We start from the raw sequence: 24,029 nt of genomic DNA on the forward strand, positions 1-24,029 counted from the left end.
GCACCTCTCGGAGCCGTCTCCGGACCTGCTTCCGCAGGTGGATCGCCTGGTCGACGCGCTGATCGCTCACCTCGACCACGAGGAGGCCCAGCTGTTGGCCTACTTGTAGTCGGCTCTTGCGTTCCACGGCCGGCGAGGATCAGCGTTGGCCTGTGTACGACGACGCCGTCGAGGCCGGCCGGGCTGCCCTGTCACGGGGCGCCTGGCCGGACGCTCGGCTGCGGTTCGCGCAGGCAATCGAGGCTGTGGCGACTGCTGAGGCGTACGAAGGGCTGAGCTGGGCCAACTGGTGGCTGGAGGACGTGACTGCCTGTCTGCAGGCGCGTGAGCAGGCTTATCGCCTGTATCGGAGGGCCGACGACGTACGTGGTGCTGCCCGGATGGCCTTGTGGCTCGGTGATGACCACAACGAGTTCCATGGCGCCGGAGCGGTGGCTGAGGGGTGGTTCAACCGGGCCGCGCGGTTGCTCGGCGACGTGGATTGCCCGGAGCGGGGCTGGCTCACGGTGTTCGACGCCAACGCCGCGCTCGGTCGGCGGGAGACCGGTCGGGCGCGGCAGCTCGCCGTACAGGCTGAGGAGATCGGTCGGCGGCATCGGGCTGTGGATCTGGAGATGTTCAGCCTTGCCACCGAAGGCGTTGTGCTGGTGGCCGAGGGCGCTGTGGAGCAAGGGATGCGGTGCCTCGATGAGGCGACAGCGGCTGCGCTCGGCGGTGAGTACGAGAACCTCGCACCGGCTGCGTGGACGTGCTGCCGGTTGATGCAGGTGTGTGAGGAGGTTCGCGACTACGAGCGCGGCGCGCAATGGTGCCGGCAGGTGGAGGAGTTCAGTCGGCGGATGGAGGCGCGGTTCGTCCGTGGGGTCTGCCGGGCGCACTACGCCGCCATCCTCGGTTGGTACGGGCGGGAGAGCGAAGCGGAGGTGGAGCTCGCCGGCGCGCAGCTGGATCTGACGGCGAACCGGCCGTACTGGCGGGCGGAGGCCGTCGTGCGACTCGGTGAGCTGCGCAGGCGAGAGGGGCGGCTGGAGGAGGCCGCGGCGCTGTTCGACGACGTGCCGTGGCATCCGATGGCCAAGCGTGGGCTGGCCGAGCTCTGTCTGGACCGGGGCGATCCGGCGGCCGCGCGGGCTGTGCTGGACCGGGTGCTGCGGCAACTGCCGGCCGAGGGATCTGTGGACCGCGCGTGGCCGCTCGAGTTGCTCGTCCGGGCGGAGACTGCGCTGGGCGACCTCGATGCGGCCGGCGCGCATCTCGAGGAGTTCCGCCGGATCGCGCTGACAGTGGGGACACGGCCGCTTCGGGCGGCGGCGCGCTTTCTGGAAGGCCTGTACGCGGCTGCGCTCGGCGAGCACGAGGCCGCGAACGTCTGCTTCGAGGACGCTTGCGAGTTGTACCTGGCGCCGTACGACGTGGATCGGGCTCGGGCGGAGCTGGCTCGGGTCCCTCGGGGCGGGACGCTCACTTCCCGGCAGGTGGCGGTCCTGCGTCTGGTGGCCGCCGGACTCGGTGACCGGGAGATCGCGGCCAAGCTGGTGATCAGTGAGCACACCGTGCATCGGCATGTGGCCAACATCTATGCGCGGTTGGGTTGCTCCACCCGTGCGGCGGCGGTCTCTCGGGCAACTCAGCTGGGCCTGATGGCCTGAGCAGGCCATGCTCGGGAGTTGGCTGTTCCGGGCGATGCTGTGGGGTCGCGGCTTGCCGATCCTGGAAGTCATGCAGCAACTGGCGGAGTACAAGGGCATGGTGCGGACGACCTGGTCGACCGGGGACTACGACGCGATGATGCGTCAAGAGGGCTTGTACGAGGTGGGCTCGCGCTTGGTGCGGACCGTGGGAGTCCGGCCTGGTGAGGACGTCCTCGACGTTGCCTGCGGGACAGGGAACGCGACCATCCCGGCTGCCGAGGCGGGCGCCCGGGTGAGGGGTCTGGACCTGACTCCGGCGATGCTGTCGAAGGCGCGCGAGCGGGCGGCCGGACTCGCGATCGAGTGGGTCGAGGGTGACGCGGAGGACCTGCCGTATCCGGGCGAGCACTTCGACGTGGTGCTCTCCACCTTCGGCTGCATGTTCGCGCCGCGGCACGAGGTGGTCGCCGACGAGATTGCCCGGGTACTGCGGCCGGGCGGGCGGCTGGGGTTGTGCACGTGGACCCCTTCCGGCGCGATCGGTGACTTCTTCCGGGTCGTCGGCGGGTACTTCCCGCCGGATCCGCCGTACGTCGATGCGCCGCTGGGATGGGGCGATGAGGACCACGTGCAGGAGCTGTTCGAGGGCACCGGGATCTCGCTGCGGTTCGCCCGCGAGGTCTCTGTCATCCGTCACGAGTCGCCTTCGGCGGCCGCTGAGTTCTACGCGACGAAGTTCGGGCCGGTCGTCATAGCGCGTGCGGCGCTGGGTGATCGGTGGCCGGACCTTCGGGACGATCTCGTGCGGCTCTTCGCCTCTTACGACTCCGTGCTACCCGCCGAGTACCTGGTGATTCAGGGGCGGCGGGCGAGCAGGGCGTAGGCGTTCGGGAGGCGGCCGGACCAGGCGGCCGCGGCGTGTCCGTCCGCGGGTCGCCAGAACGGTTCGGCGTACTCCTCGAGGGTTTCGAGGCGGAGGCCGGCCGCGGTGACCGCGGTGACGATGTGGCCGAGGTTCCACTGCCATTCGCGGGCGCCGTTGGCCGGGAACGTGTCGTTGATGTGCGACTCGGCGAAGTAGCTGCGGTCCGGGCGGATCCGCGGCTCGTCCTCGTCCCACGTCCACAACGGCACCGCCGGGTGCGCCTCGTACACGAACAGGTGGCCGCCGGGCCGCAGTACTCGCGCGACATCCCGCGCCCACGCGTCGATGTCGCGCATCCAGATCAGCGCGCCCTTGCCGGTGTAGACGAGATCCGCGCTCCCGTCCTTCACCGGTACGCCGGGAACCTCGGCGACGACGTACCGGCAACTCACCCCGAGCTCGACCGCCCGCCGCTGAGCCGCCCCCGCGGCCACCGCGCTGTAATCCACCCCCACGACTCGACCGGCCCCGGCCTTCACCAACGCCACGTCGTCGAGCCCGTTCCCACTCTGAAAGTGCACCACCGTCGGCCGCCAGCCTAGCAATGGCCGCAGCAGCTCCGCCTCTCGCTCGAACAACCGCGGCCCACTCCGCGCTTCCTCGAGCAACTCGTCGTACTCCCGAACGTACTTGTAAGACGCCGTCTCCCAAGCCACCCGATTCCCCAGCACGGCCTCGTCCATCCGCAGAGTCTTGCGCACGACGAGGCCGCCGTCAGCTGGATTACTCGTTGTGGAGGACCTTGGCGATGGTGGTGTGGGCGGCGGCTCGGGCTGGGACGTAGGCGCCGAGGGCGGCGAGGAGGATGCCGGAGAGGACGAAGAGGGCGAGGAGGGGGAGGGGGTAGACGTCGAGCATGAAGGCGGGCAAGGCGACCTGGGCGCCGTTGGCCATGGCGGGGACGACCAGGCGGTGGGCGAGGATGCCCAGGGGGATGCCCGGGACTCCGCCGATGGCGCCCAACGCGGCCATCGAGGTGACGACCATGGTGGTGACCTGGCCGGGGGTCATGCCGATGGACTTGAGCATGCCGAGGTCGCGGCGGCGCTCGCGGGTGTTGAGCACGACGGTGTTGAAGACGCCGAGCGCGGCCACGGTGCCGAGCATCAGGGTGAGCAGAATGACGGTTGCCAGGACGACGGCGACGAACGTACCCGGATCCTGGCCGGGGACCTCTTCCAGTCCGGGGTCGCCGGCCTGCACGGCCTTCACGTAGGCGTCGATGTCGGTCCCGGGCTTGAGCTGGATCTCGTACAGGATCGCCCGCAGGTCCGGCGCGATCAGCGCCAGCGTCTCCCAGTTGGAGAGGATCTCGTCGCCTGAGTTGTAGAGCGCCTTGGCGACGATCCGCACCTGGGTGCGTTTCCCGTTCGACTCCAGCGTGATCGTGTCACCGACCGACAACCCGCGCTGCTTCAGGAAGCGCTCGGACACGGCCACCTGGCCCGGCCCGTCGAACCACTGTCCCTCCAGCACCCGGTAGCCGATCTGCGTGGAATCGCCACGGTAGAAGGTGACCCGGAGCTCCTGGTTCGTCCCGGCGAGCCGCATCGGGAGATCCCGGCTGGCCGTCACGTAGGCAGCCCCGGATGTCGATCGGAGCAGCGCCTCGTCCGCCGGATCGCTCAACTTGGCGACCTGCCGCTGCGGTGTGTTGCTTCCCGGAGCAGGCGCCGGCGCGTTGCCCTCCGTCGTCCCGCTGCCCTCCGTCGTCCCGGCGAACATCGTCACGTCGACGGCGCCCACGCGGCTCGCCGCGGTCTGGTAGTTCGTCAACGACGTGCCGAGGCCGACCGCCAACGTCACGCTCGTGACACCGAGTACGACGGCTGCCAGCGTCAACGCGGTACGCGCGGGTCGGGCGAACGGCAGGCCGAGTCCGAGACTGATTGCCCGCGGCAACCGGGTGCCGCTCAACCACCGCTGGGCCCGCAGTCCTCGCCCGGCCCGCGGCGCGCTTCCCGCGCTGATCGCCTGGGCGGCCGACAACCCACGAGCGCGCAGCGAGGGCACGAGGGCGGACAGAGCAACCAGCAGAGGTACGCCGATCAACGCCGCCACGTCCACCCAGAGCGGAACGCCCAGCCCCTCGGCGCCGTAGTTCTCGAAAGCCCTGGTCAGCAAGGAAGTCGCGAGCACGTTGCCGAGCACGGTGCCCAGCGCGCAGCCGACGATCGCCGGGATGGAGATCATCGCCAGATAGACCGTCATCACCTGGGTCGGCGTGAATCCCAGCGCCTTGAGTACGCCGATGTGCCGGAAGCCGGCCACCACCGCACCACTGACCACGTTCGCAACGATCAGTACGGCGACGACGAGACCGATCCAGCCGAACACCAGAAGGAACGGTACGAACGTGTTCGGCTCGCTGGCAGCGGTGGCCTTGAGCGCGAGATAGGACTGGGTGCCGAGCAGCGCACCGGACGGAAGGCCCGCGGTGACTGCGGACTGACCAGCGGTGACCTCCGCGTTGGTTGAGGCCGGCGAGAAGCGGTAGAGCATCTGCGTCGTGGTCGGCCTCAGCGCGGTCATCTGCTCGGGCGTGACCCAGGCGTCGGCCGACTTGCTGACGCTGTAGGCGAACCCGACAACGGTCAGCTTGACGTTGCCGGTCGTGAGCTCTGTCCCGATGGTCGCCGCGCCGCGCTGGTTGCCGGACTCGACCGGGTTCCGGTTGAGCACGATCTCACCGGGCGTGTCTGCCCACCGTCCCTCCCACACGTTGAGCCGGTCGACCGCGCCTCCGGGGTCCGCGCGACCGGCGACCACGAGCGGCATCGGGCGCCCACCCATGTTCAGCTCCAGATCGGCGAGTCCGAACGGCCCTGCAGTCGCCTCGGCCTTGCCCGCGGCTTCGGTCAGTTGCGTCTCCGAGACCTTGCTCCGGTCGTACGACGCCACCAGGTGCGCACCGCTTTGCCGCGCGTACGCCTGCTCGAATGGTCCGGTGGAGGCGGCGAGCAGTCCCAAGGCGACCACGATCATGGTTGTCGACAATCCGACGACCACCCCGATCACGACGGTCTGCAGCCGGCGGCGCCGTACCGCGGCTCGCGAGACTGGCCAGACGGCGCTCACAGCGTCGGCTCCAGACTGCGTTCGCGCGCGACCTGTCCGTCGACAACCTCGATCAGCCGGCTCGCGCACCGGGTGGCGAGTTGCTGGTCGTGGGTGACGAGGAGCAGGGTCTGACCGATCTGGTTGAGGTCTAGCAGGAGGTCCATCACCTGTTCGCCGGCCCGGGTGTCCAGCGCGCCGGTCGGTTCGTCCGCGAGCAGCACGGCTGGGCGGTTCATCAGTGCCCTGGCGACCGCGACGCGTTGCCGCTCGCCGCCGCTGAGCTGGGCCGGGTACGTGTTGCGTCGACCCGCGATGCCGAGCTCCTCGAAGAGCTCGATGGCACGCTTGCGGGCGTGCGACGCGGAGGTGCCGGTGAGCTGCGCGGCCAGTGCGACGTTGTCCAGGGCCGAGAGGTCGTCGAGCAGGTTGAAGAACTGGAAGATCATGCCGATCCGGCGGCGCCGGTACAGCGCCAGGCCCTTCTCGTCCAGCGCGCCCAGGTCCTCGCCGTGCACCACGACGGACCCGGAGGTCGGCCGGTCCAGCCCGGCCACCATGCTGAGCAGCGTCGACTTGCCGCTGCCGGACGGTCCCATCACCGCGACCGCCTCCCCGGCATGGATCTCCAGCGACACCCCGTCCAGCGCGACGGACTCGCCGTACTCCTTGCGGACGTCGGTGAGCCGCACGACCGACTGTTCGTTGCCTTCTGCATCCGTCATGTGTTCACGCTAGGGCTGCCGGCGGCCGCCGTACGTCAGCCTGCGGACGTAACGTCCGGGCCACGTCATCCTGGGGATGTACGGCGTGCCACCTGCGGATGATGCGGATTCACCGGGCCCTTGGGACAGTGGTCCTTGTGATCACCACCTGGCTGCTCGTCATCGCCTGCCTGGCGGCGGTGGCGCTCGCGGTCGCGCTCGTCCGTGCCCGGCGCGCGCACGCCCGGGCGCTCGAGGAACGCGGCTGGCTGCTGGAACGCGAACGCGAGAGCGCTGCGCAGAACGCAGTCGACGCCGAACGGGCCAGGATCGCGCAGGACCTGCACGACATCGTCAGCCACAACGTGAGCGTGATGGTGATCCAGGCCGGCGCCGCCCGGCACGTGCTGGCCGATCCTGCCGAGGCCGAGGCGGCGCTGCTCGCGGTGGAGGCGGCCGGACGCGACACGATGACCGAGCTCCGGCACCTGCTCGGCCTGCTCGCGCCGTCGGCGGACGGCACGGACTCGGCCTCGTCGGAGGAGCTGTCGCCACAGCCCAGCCTGAGTCGGCTGAGTCCGCTGATCGACCGGATCGCGTTCGCCGGGCTGCCGGTGGAGGTGCGCATCTCAGGCGAGCCGCGGCCGCTACCCGCCGGCGTCGACGTCACGGCGTACCGGATCATCCAGGAGGCGCTGACCAACGCGCTCAAGCACGGCGACGGCGTGAAGGCGGAGGTGACGGTGCGGTACGCCGACCACGCGCTACGAGTCGAGGTGCTCAACACCGGGCCCAGCGTGCTGTCCGGTGGTCGTGCGCCGCGGCCGGACGGGGAGGGGCGCGGCCTGCTGGGGTTGCGGCAGCGAGTGGCCGTGTACGGCGGGGACCTCGATGCACGGCGCAGACTCGGCGGCGGGTTCCGGGTGCGGGCGAAGATTCCGTTGGAGCGGCCGTGACGGCGGAGCCTCGCGTGGTGATCGCAGACGATCAGGCGTTGGTGCGGATCGGGTTCCGGATGATCCTGACCGCGCGCGGGATCGAGGTGGTCGGTGAGGCCGCCGACGGACACGAGGCCGTTGAGTCGGTACGGCGGCTGCGGCCCGACGTCGTACTCATGGACATCCGGATGCCGACAATGGACGGTCTGGAAGCCACTCGGCGCATCCTGGCCGAGTCGCCGGACTGCCGGGTGCTGATGCTGACGACGTTCGACCTGGATCGCTACGTGTACGCCGCCTTGGCCGCAGGGGCCAGCGGCTTCCTGCTGAAGGACGTGACGCCGGAGCACCTGGCTGCAGCAGTCCGCTTGGTCAACACCGGGGACGCGTTGCTCGCGCCGTCGATCACGCGGCGACTGGTGGAGCGGTTCGCCACCGGTGATCAGGCTCCGGTGCAGCAGCCCGCCGTACACCGGGATCTCGCCGTGCTCACGCCGCGCGAGCTCGAGGTGCTCACGCTGATGGGGCACGGCCTGTCCAACGCGGAGTTGGCTATCGAGCTGACGCTCAGCGAGGCGACGGTGAAGACCCACGTCGCCCGGATCTTCGCGAAGCTGTCGCTGCGGGATCGAGCGCAGGCCGTAGTACTTGCTTACGAGACAGGGCTGGTTTCTCCGGGCGATCGCTAGCAGGGTGTGGGCATGACATGCATCCTCTGCTCTGCGGCTGGGCCGTTCCGACCTCGTGGGGCGAAGGAGGGCTACGAGATCAAGGAGTGCGCGGCCTGCGGGCTCGTGCAGCTGGTGCCGACGCCTACGCCCGAGACCCTACGTGCGCTCTACGAGGGATCGTCGTACTTCGACGGGGACGGCGGGTCGGGGTACTCGGAGTACGAGAGTCAGGAGCGCGAGTACCTGGCGACGTTCCGCGCGGACGTCCGGCGGATCGCGGAGTTCGTGCCGTCGGGCCGGGTGCTCGAGGTGGGCTGCGGGTACGGCTATTTCCTGCGGTGCGCCGAGGACGCGGGGTACGACGTCTACGGCATCGACGTCTCACCGACCGCGATCAAGGTGGCGGCCGAGCGATTTCCCGGCCGGGTGTTCTGCGGGATGCTGGACGAGGTGCCGGAGATCCACGAGCAGAAGTACGACGTCATCTTCGGCTCGCACCTGATCGAGCACGTCACCGACCCGGGCGCCTTCCTTGCGTCAGTCGGTCGCCTGCTGAATCCGGGCGGCGTGATCGTCCTTGTCACGCCGAACATCAAAAGCTTGCTGGCGCGGGTCTCCGGGCGGCGGTGGGTCTCGTTCAAGATTCCCGAGCACGTCAGCTACTACGACCCGACCACGATCACGGAGCTGATGCGTCGTACCGGCCTGAGCGTCCTCGCGGTCGATCCGGCCTACCAGTACTACGCCCTTCCCTTCGTCGCCGGGCGCCTCCGCGAGTTGCTCGATCCCGTGGCCCGGTTGATCCCGCGCGTCGAGAACCTTGGTCTGCTACGCAGTCGGCAGGTCCGGGTGACCAGTGGGTCCATGCGAGTCCTGGCCACCGATGCAGCAAGCCGGAGTACTTGAGGACGGCAATCTTGCTCTCCTGGAGAACGGCACGACCGTCCTTTGGAGCACGAAGGTCACCGGTTGGCCGAACTCGTCGGCCGCGCTCGATGCCAACGGCCGGTTCGCCACCCACAACCAGAACGGCGAGGAAACCTACGTCATCGACACCCGCCGCGCCGGTACCGTCCACCAACTCCGCCCTGACGGCCACCTGCTGCTGATCCACGGTCCGGACCTTGCGCTGAGGGTCTCGAGGGGTTGATCCGAGCGCGCTGCCGGGGCTCACAATGGGAGCTTCGGCAGTTACGTGCGGAGGGGGTCCTCGTGACGTTCGAAGAGTTGGCGCTGGCCGCGGGGGTGGTGTTCTCGGGGCTGTGGTCGGGGTTGCTGGCGACGCTGACCACGATCATGCATCCGATGCTCAAGGCGATGGACGGCCGGGGCTTCCGGAACTTCATGGGAGGTTTCCTGGCCTACGCGCGGAAGGCCTGGTTCAACTACATCTGCGCGTCGGGCATGGCGATCGCGCCGATCGTCGCGCTGATCGCCCTCTGGGGCGACTGGAGCACCGCCCCGTTCGTGCTCACCGTGATCGCCCTGGCCGTGGTGATCTTCGGCGTGTACGTCGTCTCCAACGTCTGGAAGGAACCCCTGTACGACGTGATCCTCAGCTGGGACCCGGACGCCGTCCCCGCCGACTGGCAGACAACCCAGGCCCGCTACTTCACCATCAACTGGATCCAGGCCATCTCGACCTGGACGGTCCTAGCCCTACTCCTCGCGGCCCTGCTCCTGCTGTAGGTCGTCCCACCAACGACCAGAGGGCCGGCCGCACCCGCGACCGACCCTCTGACCCTGTTCATCACCAGGTTTCCCGACTCCCGGCGAGTGGCGGAGGATACGAGATTCGAACTCGTGAGGGGTTGCCCCCAACACGCTTTCCAAGCGTGCGCCCTAGGCCTCTAGGCGAATCCTCCAGCGGAGAGGATACGCGAGACGGCTCGGGAACCTGAAATCGGGGCGTGAACCTGGTGCGGCCGCCACGCGACTGTGCTTGTAGGAGGTGAGCGTGGAGCGGGAGTGGGTGGCGGTGGTGGTGCGGGCTCAGGTCGGAGACCGGGAGGCGGTGGCCGAGCTGGTTCGGGGGTGGCACGAGCCGGTGTGGGGCTACGTACGGCGCATGCTCGGCCGGGACGACGTCGCGGACGACGTGTCGCAGGAGGTGTGGCTGGCGGTCGTGCGTGGACTGCCGCGGTTGAAGGAGCCGGAGCGGTTCGCGGCGTGGCTGTTCACGATCGCCCGCCGCAGCGTGGTCAACCAGCTCCGAGGCCAGCACGCCGACCAAGCGCGGCAACCGCCGTACGACGAGCCAGACCCGGCGGATCAGGTGGTCGACAGGGTCGACGTACGGCGGCTGGTCGATCGGGTGCCCGTGGTCGAGCGGGAGGTGCTCGTGCTGTTCCACCTGGAGGACCTGAGTCTCGAGGAGTGCGCCGAGGTGCTCGGCGTCCCTGTCGGAACGGTGAAGTCCCGCCTGCACCGAGCGCGGCGGATGCTGCGGGAAGGAGCGGAGTCGTGATCTCGGCAGAGCAGACGATCGCCGGCCTGCAAGACGCGCTGTCGTTGCGGAGACGGGTCCGGTCCCTGGTGCAGCTGACCGGCGCCGCGGCCGTGGTCACACTCGTCACGATCCTCTGGCTGACCGAGGACGGTCTGCCGGTCCGGGCACAGGTCGGTTTCGGCGGCATCGTCGTCGCTGGGTTGCTAACGATGCTGGGAGCGGCCCGCGCCCTCCGCCGCCGCGGCCACCTCTTCGCGCGGGATCGCGTCATCGCCGGCTGGATCGCGGCCGGGTTCGCAGTACTCCTCGCGGTCGGGCTGGCGCTCGCCGGCCGCGGCCTGCTCGGCCTGCCGATCGCGATCGCGGCACTCGGATTCCTGGCGTTCACCTGGCACACCAGACGGCGATTGGAGCAACGATGATGAAACCGATCGGTCCCTTGGCGATCGCGATGCGGCGGTTCGGCACGAGGCGTGGAGCCGTGGTGGTCGCGGCGGCGCTGATTCTGCTGCTGGTGGTCGGCCTGCTCATCTAGGGTCGGCGGCATGGACGGAGCGCCGGACCCGAACGTCGTACACCCGATGCCCGACGTCGAGCGGGTGGTGTTGCTGAAGGCCGTGGTGACGTCGCCGCTGATCGAGATCGGGGACTATTCGTACTACGACGATCCCGACGACCCGGCCGCGTTCGAGACCAGAAACGTGCTGTACCACTACGGTCCCGAGCGGCTCCGCATCGGCAAGTACTGCGCGCTCGGCGAGGGCACGACGTTCATCATGAACGGCGCCAACCACCGGATGGACGGCCCGTCGACGTTCCCGTTCCCGATCATGGGCGGCGCGTGGGCCGGGCACTTCGACCTGATCACCGGGCTGCCGGGCCGCGGCGACACCGTGGTCGGGAACGACGTGTGGTTCGGGTACCGCAGCCTGGTGATGCCCGGCGTGACGATCGGGGACGGCGCGATCATCGCCTCCGGTGCGGTCGTCGTGGACGACGTGCCGCCGTACGGGATCGTCGGCGGCAACCCGGCGAAGCTGATCCGCACCAGGTTCCCGGCGGCCGACGTCGCCAAGCTTCAAGAGATCGCCTGGTGGGACTGGCCCGTCGAGCGGGTCACCGCGAAGGTCCGCGCGATCATGTCCGGCACCATCGAGGACCTCGAGGTATGACGCTCGTACTGCGCCCGATCGAGCCGGCTGATGTGGACGCACTCCAGGAGCTGATCGAGTCCGACTCCGGCTACACCGAGCGCATCACCGGCTATCCACCGGGTGAGTCTGACGCGCAGAGCCTGTTGATGATGCGGCCGGAGCACCTGCCGGAGGACGCGAAGCTCGTGCTCGGCGCGTTCCAGGATGATCACCTTGTAGCCGTCGTGGATCTCCTCCGGGGCTATCCCAACGACCACACCGCATTCATCGGCCTGCTGGAGGTGCACTGGAACAGCCAGGGCACCGGCCTCGGCGCCTCGACGTACGAGCTGGTGCAGCAGTACGTCGAGACGTCGTGGACCGAGGTGCGGACACTCCGGCTGGCAATAGTGGACACCAATGCGCACGTGGCGACCGGCTTCTGGCTGCGGCAGGGGTTCGAGCCGACGGGTGAGGAGCGGTCGTACCGGTACGACAAGCTGGAGTCGACCGCCCGGCTCTACGAGAAGCAGCTGGGGCTAGCCCAGTAGCGTGCCCGCCAGTGCGCGCCACTGCTCGACCGGCTGCGGTCCAGTGACGCCAGTGATCACGTTGATGGCCACATGGTCCGCGCCGGCGTCCAGATGCTCGCTCAGCTTGGCCTTGATGTCGGCCGGTGTGCCCCACGCGGCCAGTGCATCGACCATGTGGTCCGGCAGCTCGGCTTGCTCCTCGGCACTGAACCCCTGCCGCGCGAGCGAGGCGGCGTACCCAGGCAGCCGGGGGAAGAAGCTGATCGTGTCCCGCGCGATCGCCCGCGCACGCTCGGCGTCGGCCTCCACGACGACCAGGTGGCTGACCGCGAGCAACTTGTCTGGGCCAAGCACCTTGCGCGCCTCGGCGGAGTACGACGCCGCGGTCAGGAACGGGTACGCGCCGGCCGACCGGTCGCGGGCCAACCCGAGCATCCGCGGCCCGAGCGCTGCGAGCAGCCGACGCTCTTCGGGTACGGCGTCCAGCGTATCGAGGTAGGCGTTGAGTGTGGCGATCGGCTTGGGCCCGTGCGCACCACCGAGGCCCACGGTGAACCGGCCCGGTGCAGAGGCCTCCAAAGCGGCGTACGTCGCGCTGACGTCGGCGGCGCCGTACTGGTCGACGGAGAGGATGCCGCTGACGAACTTGATCGACGAGGTCGCGCCGACCAGATCGACGATGGTCTGGAGCCCGGGCAGCGGGCCGCCGGACAACCAGATCGCGGGGTAGCCGAGCTCCTCGGCCGCAGCGGCGGCGGCCAACGACTCGGGGCTGCTGGTCAGGCCCGTGGTGATCCCGAACGGACCGAATTGATGATTCGTCACCCAACCAGCGTAGGCCGCTCGATTTCGGACCGCACGCGGGCATCACGTACACTTCTGGCTGGTTCCCCGCGTGGCGGTATCTCGCCCAACTCCCCCAGGGCCGGAAGGCAGCAAGGGTAAGTGAGCTCTTCCGGGTGCGCGGGGAATCCTCATGTCTAGGCTGGTGCGCAACCGCCGACATTCGAGGAGCCCGATGAGCGAGGAACGCCGCTACCTGCAGGAACTGATCATCGCCGAGCTCGGCGTCCCCGCATCGTTCGACGCGGACACCGAGATCGAGCGCCGGGTCGAGTTCCTCGCCGACCAGCTCCGGCGGACCGGCGCGACGACGTACGTGTTGGGCATCAGCGGCGGAGTCGACTCCAGTACGGCGGGACGCCTCTGCCAGCTCGCGGTCGAGCGGGTCCGGGCCGAGGGCGGTCAGGCGACGTTCGTGGCGATGCGGCTGCCGTACGGCGTGCAGGTGGACGAGGCGGACGCGCAGCGGTCGCTCGAGTTCGTCCAGCCGGACGAGACGCTCGTGGTCGACATCAAGCCGGCCACCGACGCGATGGTCGAGTCGGTGCGGCACGCGGGTCTCGGCGGCGAGCAGGAGGACTTCCACACCGGCAACATCAAGGCGCGGCAGCGGATGATCGCGCAGTACGTCGTCGCCGGCGCGCGCGGCGGCCTCGTCGTCGGCACGGACCACGCGGCGGAGGCCGTGATGGGCTTCTACACCAAGTACGGTGACGGCGCCTGCGACCTCACGCCGCTGTCCGGGCTGACGAAGCGGCGGGTCCGGGCGATCGGGGCGCGGCTCGGCGCGGCCCCTGAGGTCACCGGCAAGGTCCCGACCGCCGACCTGGAGACCAACAAGCCCGGCCTCCCGGACGAGGTCGCGCTCGGGGTGACGTACGACGAGATCGACGACTTCCTCGAGGGCCGCGAGGTGAGCGAGAAGGCAGCCGCCACGATCATCGCCACCCACCGCCGCACCGCCCACAAACGCGCCATGCCGCTGGCCGTCTGATCAGCCGAGCACCAACTCGGTGATCCGCCCGCAGTAGTCGGCCGGCGCTTCCGCGTGCATGAAGTGACCGGCACCGGCCGCGAAGTGGGCGGGTGTGGGAGCGTCACGGCCTCCGTCAAGAGGTGTGGGCGAACTGGCGGATGCGGTTGGTGAGGCGAGCCAGGCGGATGGTGGCGACGTTGCGGTAGGCGGGGCGGAGCACGGTGGCCAGCGGGCCGGTCTGCTCGAAGGCGTGGGTGACCTGGCCGTCGGCGCCGATGGTCCACTCGCCGACCTCGCGGAACCCGGGGACCTGCCAGGTGATCTCGATCCGGTCCGGCTCGATCACCGTGTATTGCAGCTCCCCGGCCAGTCCAGGGCGGACCCGCAGGTCGTAGCGGGCTCCGACGCTGGCCTGGGCTGGGCCGTGGATGCCGAGGAACGCCTCGTTCCACTCCGGGAGCGCGAGCGCGTCCAGCAGGACCTGCCGGATCGCCGCCGGGGTGGCGGGGACGGTGTCGGTGGCTTGCTCCATGACTATCTCTCCTGGGCGAGGGCGTGGTCGTACTCGGGGTCCCGCCGGCGGGCCAGCGCGGCTCCGGCGGGAAAGGCGTCGGCGACGGCGCGCAGCGTCGCGATGGTCTCGTCGAGGGGCTGGCCGGCGACGAGGTCGTTCATGGTCCGGTGCAGGCGGTTCTCCGCGGTGACGATCCGCCGGTGCAGGGCGCGGCCCTGCGTGGTCAGGCTCAGCGCGAGGTAGCGCCGGTCGACCTTGTCGATGCCGCGCTTCACCAGGCCCTGCGCGACCAGGCGATCGACGAGGCGGCTGGGGCTGTTGCCGGTCTCGCAGACCAGAAGACCGCCGAGGGCGTTGAGCGTCAGCGGCCCGTGGTCGCGGAGCACGCGCAGCACTTCGGCCTGTGACGGTGTGATGCCGAGCGGGCGCAGCTCGGCGGCGAGCAGCCGGTTGCCCTCGCGCTGGATCGCCAGCACGAGATAACGCAGCTCCTCGACCAACTTCATGACCTAAATATTACACGACATGTATGTCATGTCATCTATCTGCGTCGGCAGACCGGAGTGCGCGAAGAGTGCGTGAGAAAGTCCGGTTGAGGTCGTGGTCAAGGGCACATCGCGGATGGCAGAGTGGCGTCATGAAGGGTCTGATGCAGAACTACCAGCTGTCCCTGGACACCATCTTTCTCCGGGCTGAGCAGTTCTACCCGGACAAGACCGTCTACACCGGCGGTCCGGCGCCGTCGAGACTGACGTACGCCGAGTGGGCTGCGCGGACCAGACGACTAGGCGGCGTGCTGAACGCCCTCGGGATCAGCGCGGACGGCCGGGTCGCGACCTTCGCGTGGAACTCGGGGCGCCACCTCGAGCTGTACTTCGGTGCGCCCTGCACCGGCCGGGTCCTGCACACGCTGAACATCAGGCTCTTCCCCGACCAGGTCGTCTACATCGCGAACCACGCCGAGGACGAGGTCGTCTTCGTCGACCGTTCGCTGCTCGGTCTCTTCCTGCCGCTGCTCGACCGGCTGCCGCTGGTCAGACATGTCGTCGTGATGGACGATCTGCCGGCCGGCGCTCCCGGGCCGGAGGTGCCGGACGACCCGCGGTTCCACGACTACGAGGAGTTGCTGGCCGCCGCTGACCCGGTCGAGTTCCACGTCGACGACGAGAACCAGGCGGCCGCGATGTGCTACACGAGCGGAACGACGGGGCATCCGAAGGGCGTGGTGTACTCACACCGATCCACCTGGCTGCACTCCATCGGCGTGCTGACCAACGCGGGGATCGGGCTGACGGAGACGGATACGGTGATGCCGGTCGTGCCGATGTTCCACGCGAACGCCTGGGGCCTTGCGCACGCGGCGCCGATGGCCGGTGCTTCGCTGGTGTTCCCGGGGCCGGACATGAGTCCGCAGGGGATTCTCAAGCTCTTGCAGGAGCAGGAGGTGACGCTGGCCGCGGGTGTGCCGACGATCTGGCAGGGGTTGTTGCCGTTGCTGGACGGGGTCGAGTTGCCGAAGCTGCGACGGGTTCCTTGTGGCGGGTCCGCCGTACCGATGGCCTTGTCGGAGGCGTTCCGGGAGAAGCTCGGCCGGCCGATTCTGCAGGCGTGGGGCATGACCGAGACCAGTCCGGTGGCGACGGCGGCGCACGTGCCGGCTCGGTACGAGGAATTGCCGGAGGACCAGAAGGCGCGGTTGCGGGCCCGGCAAGGGCAACCGCTGCCTGGTGTCGAGGTGCGGATCGTCGAGCCTGGGTCGATCACGCCGTTGCCGTGGGACGACGAGGCGACGGGTGAGCTGCAGGTGCGTGGACCGTGGATCGCAGCGGAGTACTACCGACCTGACGCGGGTGTCCAGCTGAGCACGGAAGACGGCTGGATGAAGACGGGCGACGTCGCGGCGATCGACCAGTTCGGCTCGGTGCGACTGGTGGACCGCACCAAGGACCTGGTGAAGTCCGGCGGCGAGTGGATCAGCTCGGTCGAGCTGGAGAACCTGCTGATGGCCCACCCCGCGGTGAAGGAGGCCGCTGTCATCGGCGTACCGCACCCGAAGTGGGACGAGCGTCCGCTGGCCTGCGTCGTCCTTGCCGAAGGTGAGTCCGCCACGGCCGAGGAGATCCTGGAGTACCTCCGTCCACGGGTGGCCAAATGGTGGCTCCCCGATGCCGTCGAGTTCATCGAAGAGGTCCCCAAGACCTCGGTCGGCAAGTTCTCCAAGAAGGACCTCCGCACCCGGTTCGCGGACTACCGCCTGGAGGAGTAGGCCAACTGAAGCCCTCGCCGGGACACACAGGGGATCGGGGTCAGAGGCTGTGTGAGCGGTTGAGGATGGATTGCATGGCCTGGTGGAAGGTGCTGCGTTGGTGGGCGGTCCAACCGGCGGTGAGGTGGTTGAAGACCTCTTCCTGCCAGTGGTGCGCGTGGTCGAGCATGTCGAGGCCGGCCTGGGTGACGGTGACCTGGCGGCGACGGGTGTCGGACTCCGCAGCCTGGGTTTGGAGGTAGCCGGCGGCAACTGCCTCCTTCACCAGGCGCGATGCTCCGCTCTGGTCGATCCCGATCTCGTGGGCGATCGCGTTGATGGTCGCGGGGTTGCGTTGGGCAACGGAGCTCACTGCCTCGGTGACCAGGACCAGGCGGCCCTGCTCGGCGATCCCGTCGTCGGCGGTGTGCGAGCGGCGCGCCCAATGCCGGACGAACTCGAACAGCACCTGCCCTGGGCCGTGGTCGCTGGTCGTCGATCCGCCGCTGGGCTTGGGCGAGGACGGTGGGTTCGACCTGGTCATTCGGTGGCCGCCAGCTCGCGGCAGATGTAGGCGAGTTCGAGCGCCGACCTGAGATCCGGAAGCCGGAGCGCGGCCGAGACCTGCTCGCCGGTGACTCTGAACTGCGTCGCCACCCGGGTCGGCGATGTGCTCCCGGGCCAGGTGGCGTCCTGTTCGACCACCATGAGCCGCTCGCTGATCGGATGCCACGACCGCGGCACGAGCCGGATCCCCGATCGCTGGACCCAGTCGGCAAATCCGGTCGGCGTGATCGCGCCTGCGCCTTTCGGTCCGAGGACGACGATCGGGTCGGTGACCGCACCGGCCGCACCGTCCAGATTCCCGTCGTTGACCGTCGCATGCCATCGGTTGACTGCTACTTCCAGGGCAGACTCCATGACCCCAATTGTATGCGATTCGCATAGATCTTGCGGCGGTGCCTGGAGGCCCGCTCAGCCGAAGTCTTCGCCGAAGTGCCGCTGAAGGTGAGCGAGCGTTGCCTGGACGAACTCCTCGGGCCAGCGCTCGCCCGTCTGCTCGGCCAGTGCGCAGCCGCGGCGGATGAAGTCGCGCACGATGTACCGATTGGCGTCGACGGTGTCGGCCGGATCGGTGCCGACGGCCGGGACCGCTTCGAGGACGGCGCGCTGCTCCTCGGACAGCAGCGCGTTGAGGCGTTTCGCCCCACTGGTACGACGTACTCCGCGCTCGGCCAGCATCAGAGCGATGAGCTGGTCGCGGAGCACGCCGACGCCCTGGTTGGCCACGATGCGTTCGTCGCGCCCAAGCACCGTGACGAGGTTGCCGAGGAAGTAGAAGAACAGGTTCACGGTCTGCTCGGGCCAGTGCGGCGTACCAGGGCGACCGCCCGTCGCCGGCTGGTCGCCATCGGGGAACAGCGTGCCGTCCCGGTCGAACAGCACCCGGACGCCGTCGTACTGGAAGCGATCGAAGGCGGCCAGCGGGTGGATGACGAGGTCGACGTGCAGCCAGTCGGGTGTGATCGCGAGGCCGGCGCCCACCAGTCCGGGGATCCGGTCGACGAGCACGGTCGGTCCGGTGATCGACCGCAGTACGTCGTCCCAGTGCTCCGCAAACCAGTCCATGGTGTCGTCGGCAACGACCAGGTGGACGTCGACGTCACTGAACCTGTCCGCCTGGCCGGCGCCGTAGCTGCCGATCAGGTAGACGGCGAGGATGCGTTCGTCGGCGGGGAGTACGGCGCGGGCGCGCTCGATGACCTGCTGCTGCCTGTCGTCTCCGATCGTCACCCGCGCCAGCGTACTTACTCGCCGTACAACGGCAGCCCGCGGAAATCCGCCCACCGGAAGTCGACCGGGTCGCCGAACGTGGCGGGCACCTTGCCGAGTCCGCGGATGACGGTTGCGGTCCCGTCGGCGTGGCCGACGGTGTAGAGGTAACCGGCGCCGGTGTCTTTGTCGATGCCGAGCAGCAGCGTCCCGGACTGACCGCAGCGGCTGCCCATCAGCGACTCGAAGCCTTGCCAGGTGGAGCTGCGGACCACCTTCACCACCGGGCGCATCGGCGACGTCAACGGGATCCGCACGGTGTATAGCGCCCCGCCGCGGGTGGTCATCAGCAGCGTGTCGTAGGTGCTCGTGCGGCTGAGCAGTGTCATCGCCTTCACTGCACTGAAGCCCGGGGATGACGCAGCCCGGTAGACGGGCGCTTGGCCAGCTCGGGTCTCAATGGTCCAGCGGTACAGCGTGCCGTCGTTGCGCAGTGCATACAGTCGCTCAGTCGAGCCGGCGGGCTCCGATGCGACCCGCTGTGAGCTGCTGAGCGTCACGAAGGGGTCCCAGCCGCCGCCGATCCGGTCCAGGATGACCTCGTACGGCCGGTCGGTGCCGTCGAAGACCGGGTAGGTGACCCGGTAGAGCGCTGAGCCGAGGACGACGTGGCCGCTCATCACGGTGTAGCCCTGCGCCCGGAGCCGGGTCATCCCGGAGTTGAGCCGCACCTGGCCGGGCGAGAAGACCCCACGGCCGCGCACGACGTCGTGCACCTTGCTGACTGGCGCCGTACTCGCGAACAGCTGCGACCTGTGGTTGCCGCCGGCAGTTACTGAACCGGCATCGACCTGACACGCGGCCGCTGTGCCGGTCGAGGCTTGGTGTGCGTCCGTCGTACTTGCCGAGCTTGGGACGGCTGTGCCGGCTAGCAGCAGCGTGGCGGCAGCTGCGGTGCTGATGATTGCGCAATGGCGCGCGGGACGCCGTGCGTCGAAACCTTGTCCTGTCATGGTCCACCCCCGGTTGGTTCGTCGTACGAGTACGACTCCTGGCGGCGGGGCCAAGTTGCACCTGACCGGCCACGGGGAGGATTTGTCGGCGAGCGGCGCTAGGGTTGCGGGCGTGGAAGCACCCCTTGCGCTGTACCGCCGGTATCGCCCGGAGACGTTCGCCGAGGTGATCGGGCAGGACCATGTCACCGCGCCGCTGCGGAACGCGTTGAGCAACAACCGGGTCAACCACGCCTACCTGTTCTCCGGCCCGCGCGGGTGCGGCAAGACCACCAGCGCCCGGATCCTGGCCCGCGCGATCAACTGCGAGAAGGGCCCGATCGCCGAGCCGTGCGGGGTGTGCAAGTCGTGCACCGACCTGGCCCGCGGCGGCCCCGGCAGCATCGACGTGATCGAGATCGACGCCGCCTCGCACGGTGGTGTCGACGACGCCCGGGACCTGCGCGAGCGCGCGTTCTTCGCGCCGGTGGAGAGCCGCTACAAGATCTACATCATCGACGAGGCGCACATGGTGACCACGCAGGGCTTCAACGCCCTGCTGAAGCTGGTCGAGGAGCCGCCACCGCACCTGAAGTTCATCTTCGCCACCACCGAGCCGGACAAGGTGATCGGGACGATCCGGTCCCGGACCCACCACTACCCGTTCCGCCTGGTCCCGCCGAAGGCGCTCGGCGACTACATGGCCTCGCTGTGCGAGTCCGAGGGCGTCGCGATCGAGCCGGCCGCGCTGCCGTTGGTCGTCCGGGCCGGCGCCGGGTCGGTCCGTGACTCGCTGAGTGTGCTCGACCAGTTGATCGGTGGCGCGGGGCCGGACGGCGTCACGTACGAGCTGGCCGTGGCGCTGCTGGGGTTCACGCCCGACTCACTGCTCGACGCGTGCGTGGACGGGTTCGCGGCGCACGACAGCAAGACCGTGTTCGAGACGATCGAGAAGGTCATCGAGACCGGCCAGGACCCGAAGCGGTTCGCCGAGGACCTGCTGCGGCGGTTGCGTGACCTGGTGGTGCTGTCCGCCGTACCGAACGCCATCATCTCCGGCCTCATCGAGGCTGCCGAGGACCAGGGCGAGCGGCTGCAGACGCAGGCGGCTGGTATCGGGGCCGCGGAGCTGACGCGGGCGGCGGACATCGTCGCGGCCGGTCTGCTCGAGATGCGCGGGGCGACGGCGCCGCGGCTGCAGCTGGAGCTCATCTGCGCCAAGGTGCTGCTGCCGGGGGCCGACGACTCCACGAACGGCATCCAAGCCCGCCTCGACCGCATCGAACGCCGCCTCACCATCGGAGCCCCCGCCGGCACCCCAGCAGGCGAGTACGCGCCGGCCCCAGGCCCAGACGCCGCCACCAGCCGAGCCGCAGCCCGAGCCGCCGCCGGCGGTGGTACGACCCCCACCGCCACAACCGACCCAGCCGGTGCAGCCGGCAGCGCCGGAGGTAGCGGTAGCGCTGGAGGTGGCGGTGTAGGCGCGGGTGGTGCTGCGGCCGGCGGCGCCGCGACGAGCGGAGCTGGTGGTGGCGTAGGCGCGGGTGCTGCGGCCGGCGGCGCCGGGGCGAGCGGAGCTCCGGGGGGTGGAGCAGACGGTGCCGGCCTTGCGGCGGGTGGCGCTCCGGGTCGTGGAGCGGGTGCCGCGGCGAGCGGAGCTCCAGGCGATGGAGCGGGTGCTGCGGCCAGCGGCGCTCCAGGCGGTGGAATGGGTGCTGCGGCGGGCGGTGCTTCAGGTCGTGGAGCGGGCGGTGAGACGGCCGGTGATCGGCCTGCTGCCGACGCACGCTCAGGCCGGGGCGATCGCACCGAAGCTGCTGGGGATGCGCGACCAGCCGACAGCGGTCGTGCCGGGGACGGCGGCCGCGCCGACAGTGGCCGTGCCGGGGACGGTGGTCGTGCTGGGGACGTTCCGGCCGCTGGTGCCGCGGCGCGCACCGGTGCCTGGGCGGACGAGTCCTCTGCGTCTTCTGCAACCGCAGCCTCTTCGTTGCAATCACAAGCTGTGTCATCCGCTCCAGGCGCGTCCGCCCCGGCTGCGTCGCAGGCGCCGGCAGCTGCTGGCGCCGGCTCGGCTGGCGCTGGCGGTGGGGTGCACGCGGGAGGCGGGGCCGCGGCGGCTCCGTCTGCGGGGGCTGTGGGGCTGGCGGACATTCGGCGGCTGTGGCCTGAGGTGCTGGAGGCTGTGAAGAGCAAGCGCCGGTTCGCCTGGATCATGCTCAGCCAGAACGCACAGGTCGTCGCCATCGACGACCAGACCCTGACCCTCGGCCTGGTGAACTCCGGCGCCCGCGACAGCTTCGCCCGCTCCGGCAGCGACGAGATCCTCCGCCAGGCAATGATCGACACCATCGGCCTCAACCGCCGCGTAGAAGCCGTAGTAGACCCCTCCACCGACCCCGGCGCCGCCGGAACCCACCACGGCCCCGCCGGAGGACCACAAGGCGGCGGCACAAGTCCCGGCCCCCACGGCAGCACCCCGGGCGGCGCCCCGCACAGCGGCCCCGGCGCCAGCCCGCAGGGCGGCGCCCCGAGCGGCGGGCCCCAGGGTGGCGGTCCGATCGGCGGTTCCCACGGCGGCAGTCCCAGCGGTGGTCCCCAGGGCGGCGGCCCGGGCGGGGCTCCCGGCTGGGGTGATGGCGGAGCTGGTTCCGGTGGCGCGGCTGGTGGTTCTACGGACGCCAGCGGTGCTGGACCGAGCGGGCTTGCGGCCGGTGGGTCAACGGCGAGTGGACCGGCAGGTTCCCAGGTGGGTGCTGATGCCAGCACGACTGCGTCCGGTCCGGGTGCGGCGGGCGGGTCAGGTGCCGGTGCCGCGCACGGGTTGTCCGCAGGCCAGGCGGGCGGCCCGGCGGCGCGAGGTGGCGCGGCCGGCAGCGGTTCGGCGCCGGGGCGCTCCGGCGGTGCTCCGGGCGCGGGCGGACCTGGTATGAGCGGGTCCGGGGCGGCGCGCGTGGGGCAGTGGTCCGAGGGCGCGGGTACGGCGATCGACGTACAGGAGCCGCCGGACGAGTACGACGTACCGCCGGAGACCGACCCGTGGGACGAGCCGCCGAGGGTGAACGCGGGCCGGTCGAGCGGACCAGCAACCTCAGGCGCGCCGGACAGTTCGGCTGCCGCGCGGGATCGGCGGGAGCAGGCGGGGAGTAAGCGGCGGGCTGCGCAGGCGGCTGTGGCTGCGGAGGCGGCTCGGCGGGCGGCGCAGGCGTCGGCGGCTCCGGAGGTTCCGCTCACGCCCGAGGAGGAAGCGGACGCGATCGGCGAGGACGACGTGGTGCTGGAGGACGACTCCCGCTCCCACACCGACCTCCTCCGCGACACCCTCGGCGCCCAAATCATCACCGAGGAACCCAACTAGCGCCCGTCGAGGCACGTAGTCGCCACGCCGTCCAGCAAGGCGGCGTGGGTGTGGGTGTTGAGTGCCGCGGCCTTGGAGCCCGACTAGGGCTCGTGGAGGTAGGTGGTTGCCGCGCCGTTGAGCGGGGTGGCGTGTGGGTGTCGAGTGCCGCGGGCTTGGAAGCCGACTAGGGTTCGTCGAGGTAGGTGATTGCCGCGCGGTCCAGCAGGGCAGCGTCGGTCAGGATGTCGAGCGCAGCGACCTTGGAGCCCAACTAGGGTCCGTCGAGGTAGGTGATTGCCGCGCCGTCGAGCAGGGTGGCATCGGTGAGGATGTCGAGGGCCGCGACCTTGCCTGCCGCGATCGTGAAGAGGGCGGCTGACGTTGGCACGTCCTGTGTGAGGGCTACCGCGCCGAGGGCGCCGTTGAGTAGTGCCGGTCGAGTGAGCTCGGCCAACTGGGCAAAGGTCGCGGCACCGTCGGCGACCACCTGCGCGCCCTGGAGGACGTTGGCTGGACGAACGGCGCCGTACGTGTGGAGCACCACCTCCGGATCCAGTAGCCGGACCAGCGTCTGAAGATCGCCACACCGCGCCGCGGCCAGGAATGCGTCGACGACCGCCCGATCGGCGGGCGCCGGGGCCGGCGGCGTACCGCGGATGTGACGTCGGGCCCGGCTGGCCAGCTGCCGGGTGGCGACCGGAGTCTGGCCGACGATAGGCGCGATGTCGTCGAACGGCACCTCGAACAAGTCGTGCAGAACGAACGCCAGCCGCTCCGCCGGCGCAAGAGTCTCCAGTACGGCGACCAACGCAACGCCGACCGAAGCCGCCAGCACCGCCTCGGCCTCCGGATCCGCGCCGTGCGCGCCGTGCGCGCCGTCCGCGGCGGCACGAGCAGCGGGCTGGTGCGACGGCAGCGGTTCCTCGCGGAGCCTGCCCCGGTCGCGCAGCATGGTGAGGCAGATGCGCCCGACCACCGTCGTCAGCCAGCCGCCGAGATTCTCCACGGTGGACGCGTCCGTGCGACGGAGCCGCAGCCAGGTCTCCTGTACGGCGTCGTCGGCCGCACGCGCCGAGCCGAGGATCCGGTGCGCGACCGCACGCAGATGCTCGCGGTGGTCCTCGAATCGAAGCATCAGCAACTGCTCGTCGGGCAGCCGCTCCGGAAACTCGCCTTCGGTCATAGATCACGTTCCTTCGTCGGGTGGGGTCATTGCACTGACCCGTGAAACCGCGCCGATGTGACAGCCGAGCTGGCAGCAGCCCTGACCACGGGGCAGCAGCGGTGGACTGTCGGTGGGCGGTG

General features: G+C 69.9%; 24 protein-coding genes, 1 tRNA gene, 1 other RNA gene and 1 pseudogene. 15 read left to right on the forward strand and 12 right to left on the reverse strand.

Features of this window, described 5'->3' with window-relative positions; genetic code table 11:
• Positions 1-152 precede the first annotated feature (152 nt).
• Positions 153-1,649, forward strand: coding sequence for a LuxR C-terminal-related transcriptional regulator (locus ACWCOV_RS19605; RefSeq protein ID WP_449830703.1), 1,497 nt, complete (start codon positions 153-155; stop codon positions 1,647-1,649).
• A 7-nt stretch (positions 1,650-1,656) separates the two neighbouring features.
• On the forward strand, positions 1,657-2,514 hold the full coding sequence (locus ACWCOV_RS19610) for a class I SAM-dependent methyltransferase (protein WP_449830704.1): 858 nt from the start codon (positions 1,657-1,659) through the stop codon (positions 2,512-2,514).
• On the opposite strand, the gene ACWCOV_RS19615 is transcribed toward ACWCOV_RS19610, so the two are convergent.
• The 3 genes from ACWCOV_RS19615 to ACWCOV_RS19625 are packed head-to-tail and all read right to left on the reverse strand — an operon-like array spanning position 2,487 to position 6,338.
• The gene (locus tag ACWCOV_RS19615) at positions 2,487-3,239 is read right to left on the reverse strand and encodes a class I SAM-dependent methyltransferase (protein WP_449830705.1); all 753 of its coding nucleotides are present in this window, start codon (positions 3,237-3,239) and stop codon (positions 2,487-2,489) included. The two genes, ACWCOV_RS19610 and ACWCOV_RS19615, sit on opposite strands and share 28 nt — an antisense overlap.
• 40 nt (positions 3,240-3,279) lie before the next feature.
• Entirely contained in the window at positions 3,280-5,634 is a 2,355-nt protein-coding gene (locus tag ACWCOV_RS19620; RefSeq protein ID WP_449830706.1) for an ABC transporter permease, read from the reverse strand.
• Positions 5,631-6,338: an ABC transporter ATP-binding protein gene (locus tag ACWCOV_RS19625; RefSeq protein WP_449830707.1), complete on the reverse strand. Its 708-nt coding sequence runs from the start codon at positions 6,336-6,338 to the stop codon at positions 5,631-5,633. The genes ACWCOV_RS19620 and ACWCOV_RS19625 overlap by 4 nt, the downstream gene beginning before the upstream one ends.
• A 137-nt stretch (positions 6,339-6,475) precedes the next feature.
• Here ACWCOV_RS19625 and ACWCOV_RS19630 point away from each other — a divergent pair, with 137 nt between their 5' ends.
• The 5 genes from ACWCOV_RS19630 (at position 6,476) to ACWCOV_RS19650 (ending at position 9,615) form a co-directional block, all read left to right on the forward strand.
• Complete coding sequence (locus ACWCOV_RS19630) at positions 6,476-7,273, forward strand: sensor histidine kinase (protein ID WP_449830708.1); 798 nt, start codon at positions 6,476-6,478, stop codon at positions 7,271-7,273.
• 14 nt (positions 7,274-7,287) lie between these two features.
• The gene (locus tag ACWCOV_RS19635; RefSeq protein WP_449830809.1) at positions 7,288-7,944 is read left to right on the forward strand and encodes a response regulator; all 657 of its coding nucleotides are present in this window, start codon (positions 7,288-7,290) and stop codon (positions 7,942-7,944) included.
• A gap of 12 nt (positions 7,945-7,956) precedes the next feature.
• Complete coding sequence (locus ACWCOV_RS19640; protein ID WP_449830709.1) at positions 7,957-8,832, forward strand: class I SAM-dependent methyltransferase; 876 nt, start codon at positions 7,957-7,959, stop codon at positions 8,830-8,832.
• Entirely contained in the window at positions 8,810-9,076 is a 267-nt protein-coding gene (locus ACWCOV_RS19645; protein WP_449830710.1) for a hypothetical protein, read from the forward strand. The genes ACWCOV_RS19640 and ACWCOV_RS19645 overlap by 23 nt, the downstream gene beginning before the upstream one ends.
• 62 nt (positions 9,077-9,138) lie before the next feature.
• The gene (locus tag ACWCOV_RS19650) at positions 9,139-9,615 is read left to right on the forward strand and encodes a hypothetical protein (protein ID WP_449830711.1); all 477 of its coding nucleotides are present in this window, start codon (positions 9,139-9,141) and stop codon (positions 9,613-9,615) included.
• An 88-nt stretch (positions 9,616-9,703) separates the two neighbouring features.
• Here ACWCOV_RS19650 and ACWCOV_RS19655 read toward each other — a convergent pair.
• A tRNA-Ser gene (locus ACWCOV_RS19655) sits at positions 9,704-9,791 on the reverse strand.
• A gap of 92 nt (positions 9,792-9,883) precedes the next feature.
• On the opposite strand from ACWCOV_RS19655, the gene ACWCOV_RS19660 reads away from it, so the two are divergent.
• The 4 genes from ACWCOV_RS19660 (at position 9,884) to ACWCOV_RS19675 (ending at position 12,059) form a co-directional block, all read left to right on the forward strand.
• Positions 9,884-10,393 (forward strand): RNA polymerase sigma factor, encoded by a 510-nt coding sequence (locus tag ACWCOV_RS19660; protein ID WP_449830712.1) that lies wholly within the window; start codon positions 9,884-9,886, stop codon positions 10,391-10,393.
• Positions 10,390-10,797: a hypothetical protein gene (locus ACWCOV_RS19665; RefSeq protein WP_449830713.1), complete on the forward strand. Its 408-nt coding sequence runs from the start codon at positions 10,390-10,392 to the stop codon at positions 10,795-10,797. The genes ACWCOV_RS19660 and ACWCOV_RS19665 overlap by 4 nt, the downstream gene beginning before the upstream one ends.
• A 123-nt stretch (positions 10,798-10,920) precedes the next feature.
• The gene (locus tag ACWCOV_RS19670) at positions 10,921-11,547 is read left to right on the forward strand and encodes a CatB-related O-acetyltransferase (protein ID WP_449830714.1); all 627 of its coding nucleotides are present in this window, start codon (positions 10,921-10,923) and stop codon (positions 11,545-11,547) included.
• Entirely contained in the window at positions 11,544-12,059 is a 516-nt protein-coding gene (locus ACWCOV_RS19675) for a GNAT family N-acetyltransferase (RefSeq protein ID WP_449830715.1), read from the forward strand. The genes ACWCOV_RS19670 and ACWCOV_RS19675 overlap by 4 nt, the downstream gene beginning before the upstream one ends.
• On the opposite strand, the gene ACWCOV_RS19680 is transcribed toward ACWCOV_RS19675, so the two are convergent.
• Positions 12,048-12,866: a TIGR03620 family F420-dependent LLM class oxidoreductase gene (locus tag ACWCOV_RS19680; protein WP_449830716.1), complete on the reverse strand. Its 819-nt coding sequence runs from the start codon at positions 12,864-12,866 to the stop codon at positions 12,048-12,050. The two genes, ACWCOV_RS19675 and ACWCOV_RS19680, sit on opposite strands and share 12 nt — an antisense overlap.
• 57 nt (positions 12,867-12,923) lie before the next feature.
• Between ACWCOV_RS19680 and ffs the strand changes: the two genes are divergently transcribed.
• An RNA gene (gene ffs / locus ACWCOV_RS19685) (signal recognition particle sRNA small type) lies at positions 12,924-13,020 on the forward strand.
• A 39-nt stretch (positions 13,021-13,059) separates the two neighbouring features.
• Complete coding sequence (gene nadE / locus ACWCOV_RS19690) at positions 13,060-13,878, forward strand: ammonia-dependent NAD(+) synthetase (RefSeq protein WP_449830717.1); 819 nt, start codon at positions 13,060-13,062, stop codon at positions 13,876-13,878.
• A 115-nt stretch (positions 13,879-13,993) separates the two neighbouring features.
• Here nadE and ACWCOV_RS19695 read toward each other — a convergent pair whose 3' ends face one another.
• Positions 13,994-14,392 (reverse strand): hypothetical protein, encoded by a 399-nt coding sequence (locus ACWCOV_RS19695; protein WP_449830718.1) that lies wholly within the window; start codon positions 14,390-14,392, stop codon positions 13,994-13,996.
• 2 nt (positions 14,393-14,394) lie between these two features.
• Positions 14,395-14,880 (reverse strand): MarR family winged helix-turn-helix transcriptional regulator, encoded by a 486-nt coding sequence (locus ACWCOV_RS19700; RefSeq protein ID WP_449830719.1) that lies wholly within the window; start codon positions 14,878-14,880, stop codon positions 14,395-14,397.
• A gap of 131 nt (positions 14,881-15,011) precedes the next feature.
• On the opposite strand from ACWCOV_RS19700, the gene ACWCOV_RS19705 reads away from it, so the two are divergent.
• Entirely contained in the window at positions 15,012-16,640 is a 1,629-nt protein-coding gene (locus ACWCOV_RS19705) for a long-chain fatty acid--CoA ligase (RefSeq protein ID WP_449830720.1), read from the forward strand.
• Between the two features lie 40 nt (positions 16,641-16,680).
• Here ACWCOV_RS19705 and ACWCOV_RS19710 read toward each other — a convergent pair whose 3' ends face one another.
• From ACWCOV_RS19710 to ACWCOV_RS19725, 4 genes are read right to left on the reverse strand one after another with little or no spacing between them, the layout of a single operon-like run.
• On the reverse strand, positions 16,681-17,163 hold the full coding sequence (locus tag ACWCOV_RS19710) for a MarR family winged helix-turn-helix transcriptional regulator (protein ID WP_449830721.1): 483 nt from the start codon (positions 17,161-17,163) through the stop codon (positions 16,681-16,683).
• Entirely contained in the window at positions 17,160-17,540 is a 381-nt protein-coding gene (locus tag ACWCOV_RS19715; protein WP_449830722.1) for a hypothetical protein, read from the reverse strand. Before ACWCOV_RS19715 ends, ACWCOV_RS19710 begins: the two co-directional genes overlap by 4 nt.
• 54 nt (positions 17,541-17,594) lie before the next feature.
• Complete coding sequence (locus ACWCOV_RS19720) at positions 17,595-18,413, reverse strand: hypothetical protein (RefSeq protein WP_449830723.1); 819 nt, start codon at positions 18,411-18,413, stop codon at positions 17,595-17,597.
• Between the two features lie 14 nt (positions 18,414-18,427).
• Positions 18,428-19,156, reverse strand: coding sequence for a hypothetical protein (locus tag ACWCOV_RS19725; protein WP_449830724.1), 729 nt, complete (start codon positions 19,154-19,156; stop codon positions 18,428-18,430).
• A 364-nt stretch (positions 19,157-19,520) separates the two neighbouring features.
• Between ACWCOV_RS19725 and ACWCOV_RS19730 the strand changes: the two are divergent.
• Positions 19,521-20,837 (forward strand): annotated as a pseudogene (locus ACWCOV_RS19730) (DNA polymerase III subunit gamma and tau); the annotation flags it as partial.
• Positions 20,838-22,995: 2,158 nt separating this feature from the next.
• Here ACWCOV_RS19730 and ACWCOV_RS19735 read toward each other — a convergent pair.
• The gene (locus tag ACWCOV_RS19735) at positions 22,996-23,907 is read right to left on the reverse strand and encodes a sigma-70 family RNA polymerase sigma factor (RefSeq protein ID WP_449830725.1); all 912 of its coding nucleotides are present in this window, start codon (positions 23,905-23,907) and stop codon (positions 22,996-22,998) included.
• Positions 23,908-24,029 lie beyond the last annotated feature (122 nt).

It is taken from the genome of Kribbella sp. NPDC002412, from assembly GCF_053592935.1.

Excerpts from the sequence above, each read along its gene's own strand:
- nadE (WP_449830717.1), top strand. The coding sequence starts at position 13,060 with ATGAGCGAGGAACGCCGCTACCTGCAGGAACTGATCATCGCCGAGCTC.
- ACWCOV_RS19625 (WP_449830707.1), bottom strand. The coding sequence starts at position 6,338 with ATGACGGATGCAGAAGGCAACGAACAGTCGGTCGTGCGGCTCACCGAC.
- ACWCOV_RS19615 (WP_449830705.1), bottom strand. The coding sequence starts at position 3,239 with ATGGACGAGGCCGTGCTGGGGAATCGGGTGGCTTGGGAGACGGCGTCT.
- ACWCOV_RS19640 (WP_449830709.1), top strand. The coding sequence starts at position 7,957 with ATGACATGCATCCTCTGCTCTGCGGCTGGGCCGTTCCGACCTCGTGGG.
- ACWCOV_RS19695 (WP_449830718.1), bottom strand. The coding sequence starts at position 14,392 with ATGGAGCAAGCCACCGACACCGTCCCCGCCACCCCGGCGGCGATCCGG.
- ACWCOV_RS19705 (WP_449830720.1), top strand. The coding sequence starts at position 15,012 with ATGAAGGGTCTGATGCAGAACTACCAGCTGTCCCTGGACACCATCTTT.
- ACWCOV_RS19645 (WP_449830710.1), top strand. The coding sequence starts at position 8,810 with ATGCAGCAAGCCGGAGTACTTGAGGACGGCAATCTTGCTCTCCTGGAG.
- ACWCOV_RS19715 (WP_449830722.1), bottom strand. The coding sequence starts at position 17,540 with ATGGAGTCTGCCCTGGAAGTAGCAGTCAACCGATGGCATGCGACGGTC.
- ACWCOV_RS19700 (WP_449830719.1), bottom strand. The coding sequence starts at position 14,880 with ATGAAGTTGGTCGAGGAGCTGCGTTATCTCGTGCTGGCGATCCAGCGC.
- ACWCOV_RS19610 (WP_449830704.1), top strand. The coding sequence starts at position 1,657 with ATGCTCGGGAGTTGGCTGTTCCGGGCGATGCTGTGGGGTCGCGGCTTG.
- ACWCOV_RS19735 (WP_449830725.1), bottom strand. The coding sequence starts at position 23,907 with ATGACCGAAGGCGAGTTTCCGGAGCGGCTGCCCGACGAGCAGTTGCTG.
- ACWCOV_RS19710 (WP_449830721.1), bottom strand. The coding sequence starts at position 17,163 with ATGACCAGGTCGAACCCACCGTCCTCGCCCAAGCCCAGCGGCGGATCG.
- ACWCOV_RS19675 (WP_449830715.1), top strand. The coding sequence starts at position 11,544 with ATGACGCTCGTACTGCGCCCGATCGAGCCGGCTGATGTGGACGCACTC.
- ACWCOV_RS19670 (WP_449830714.1), top strand. The coding sequence starts at position 10,921 with ATGGACGGAGCGCCGGACCCGAACGTCGTACACCCGATGCCCGACGTC.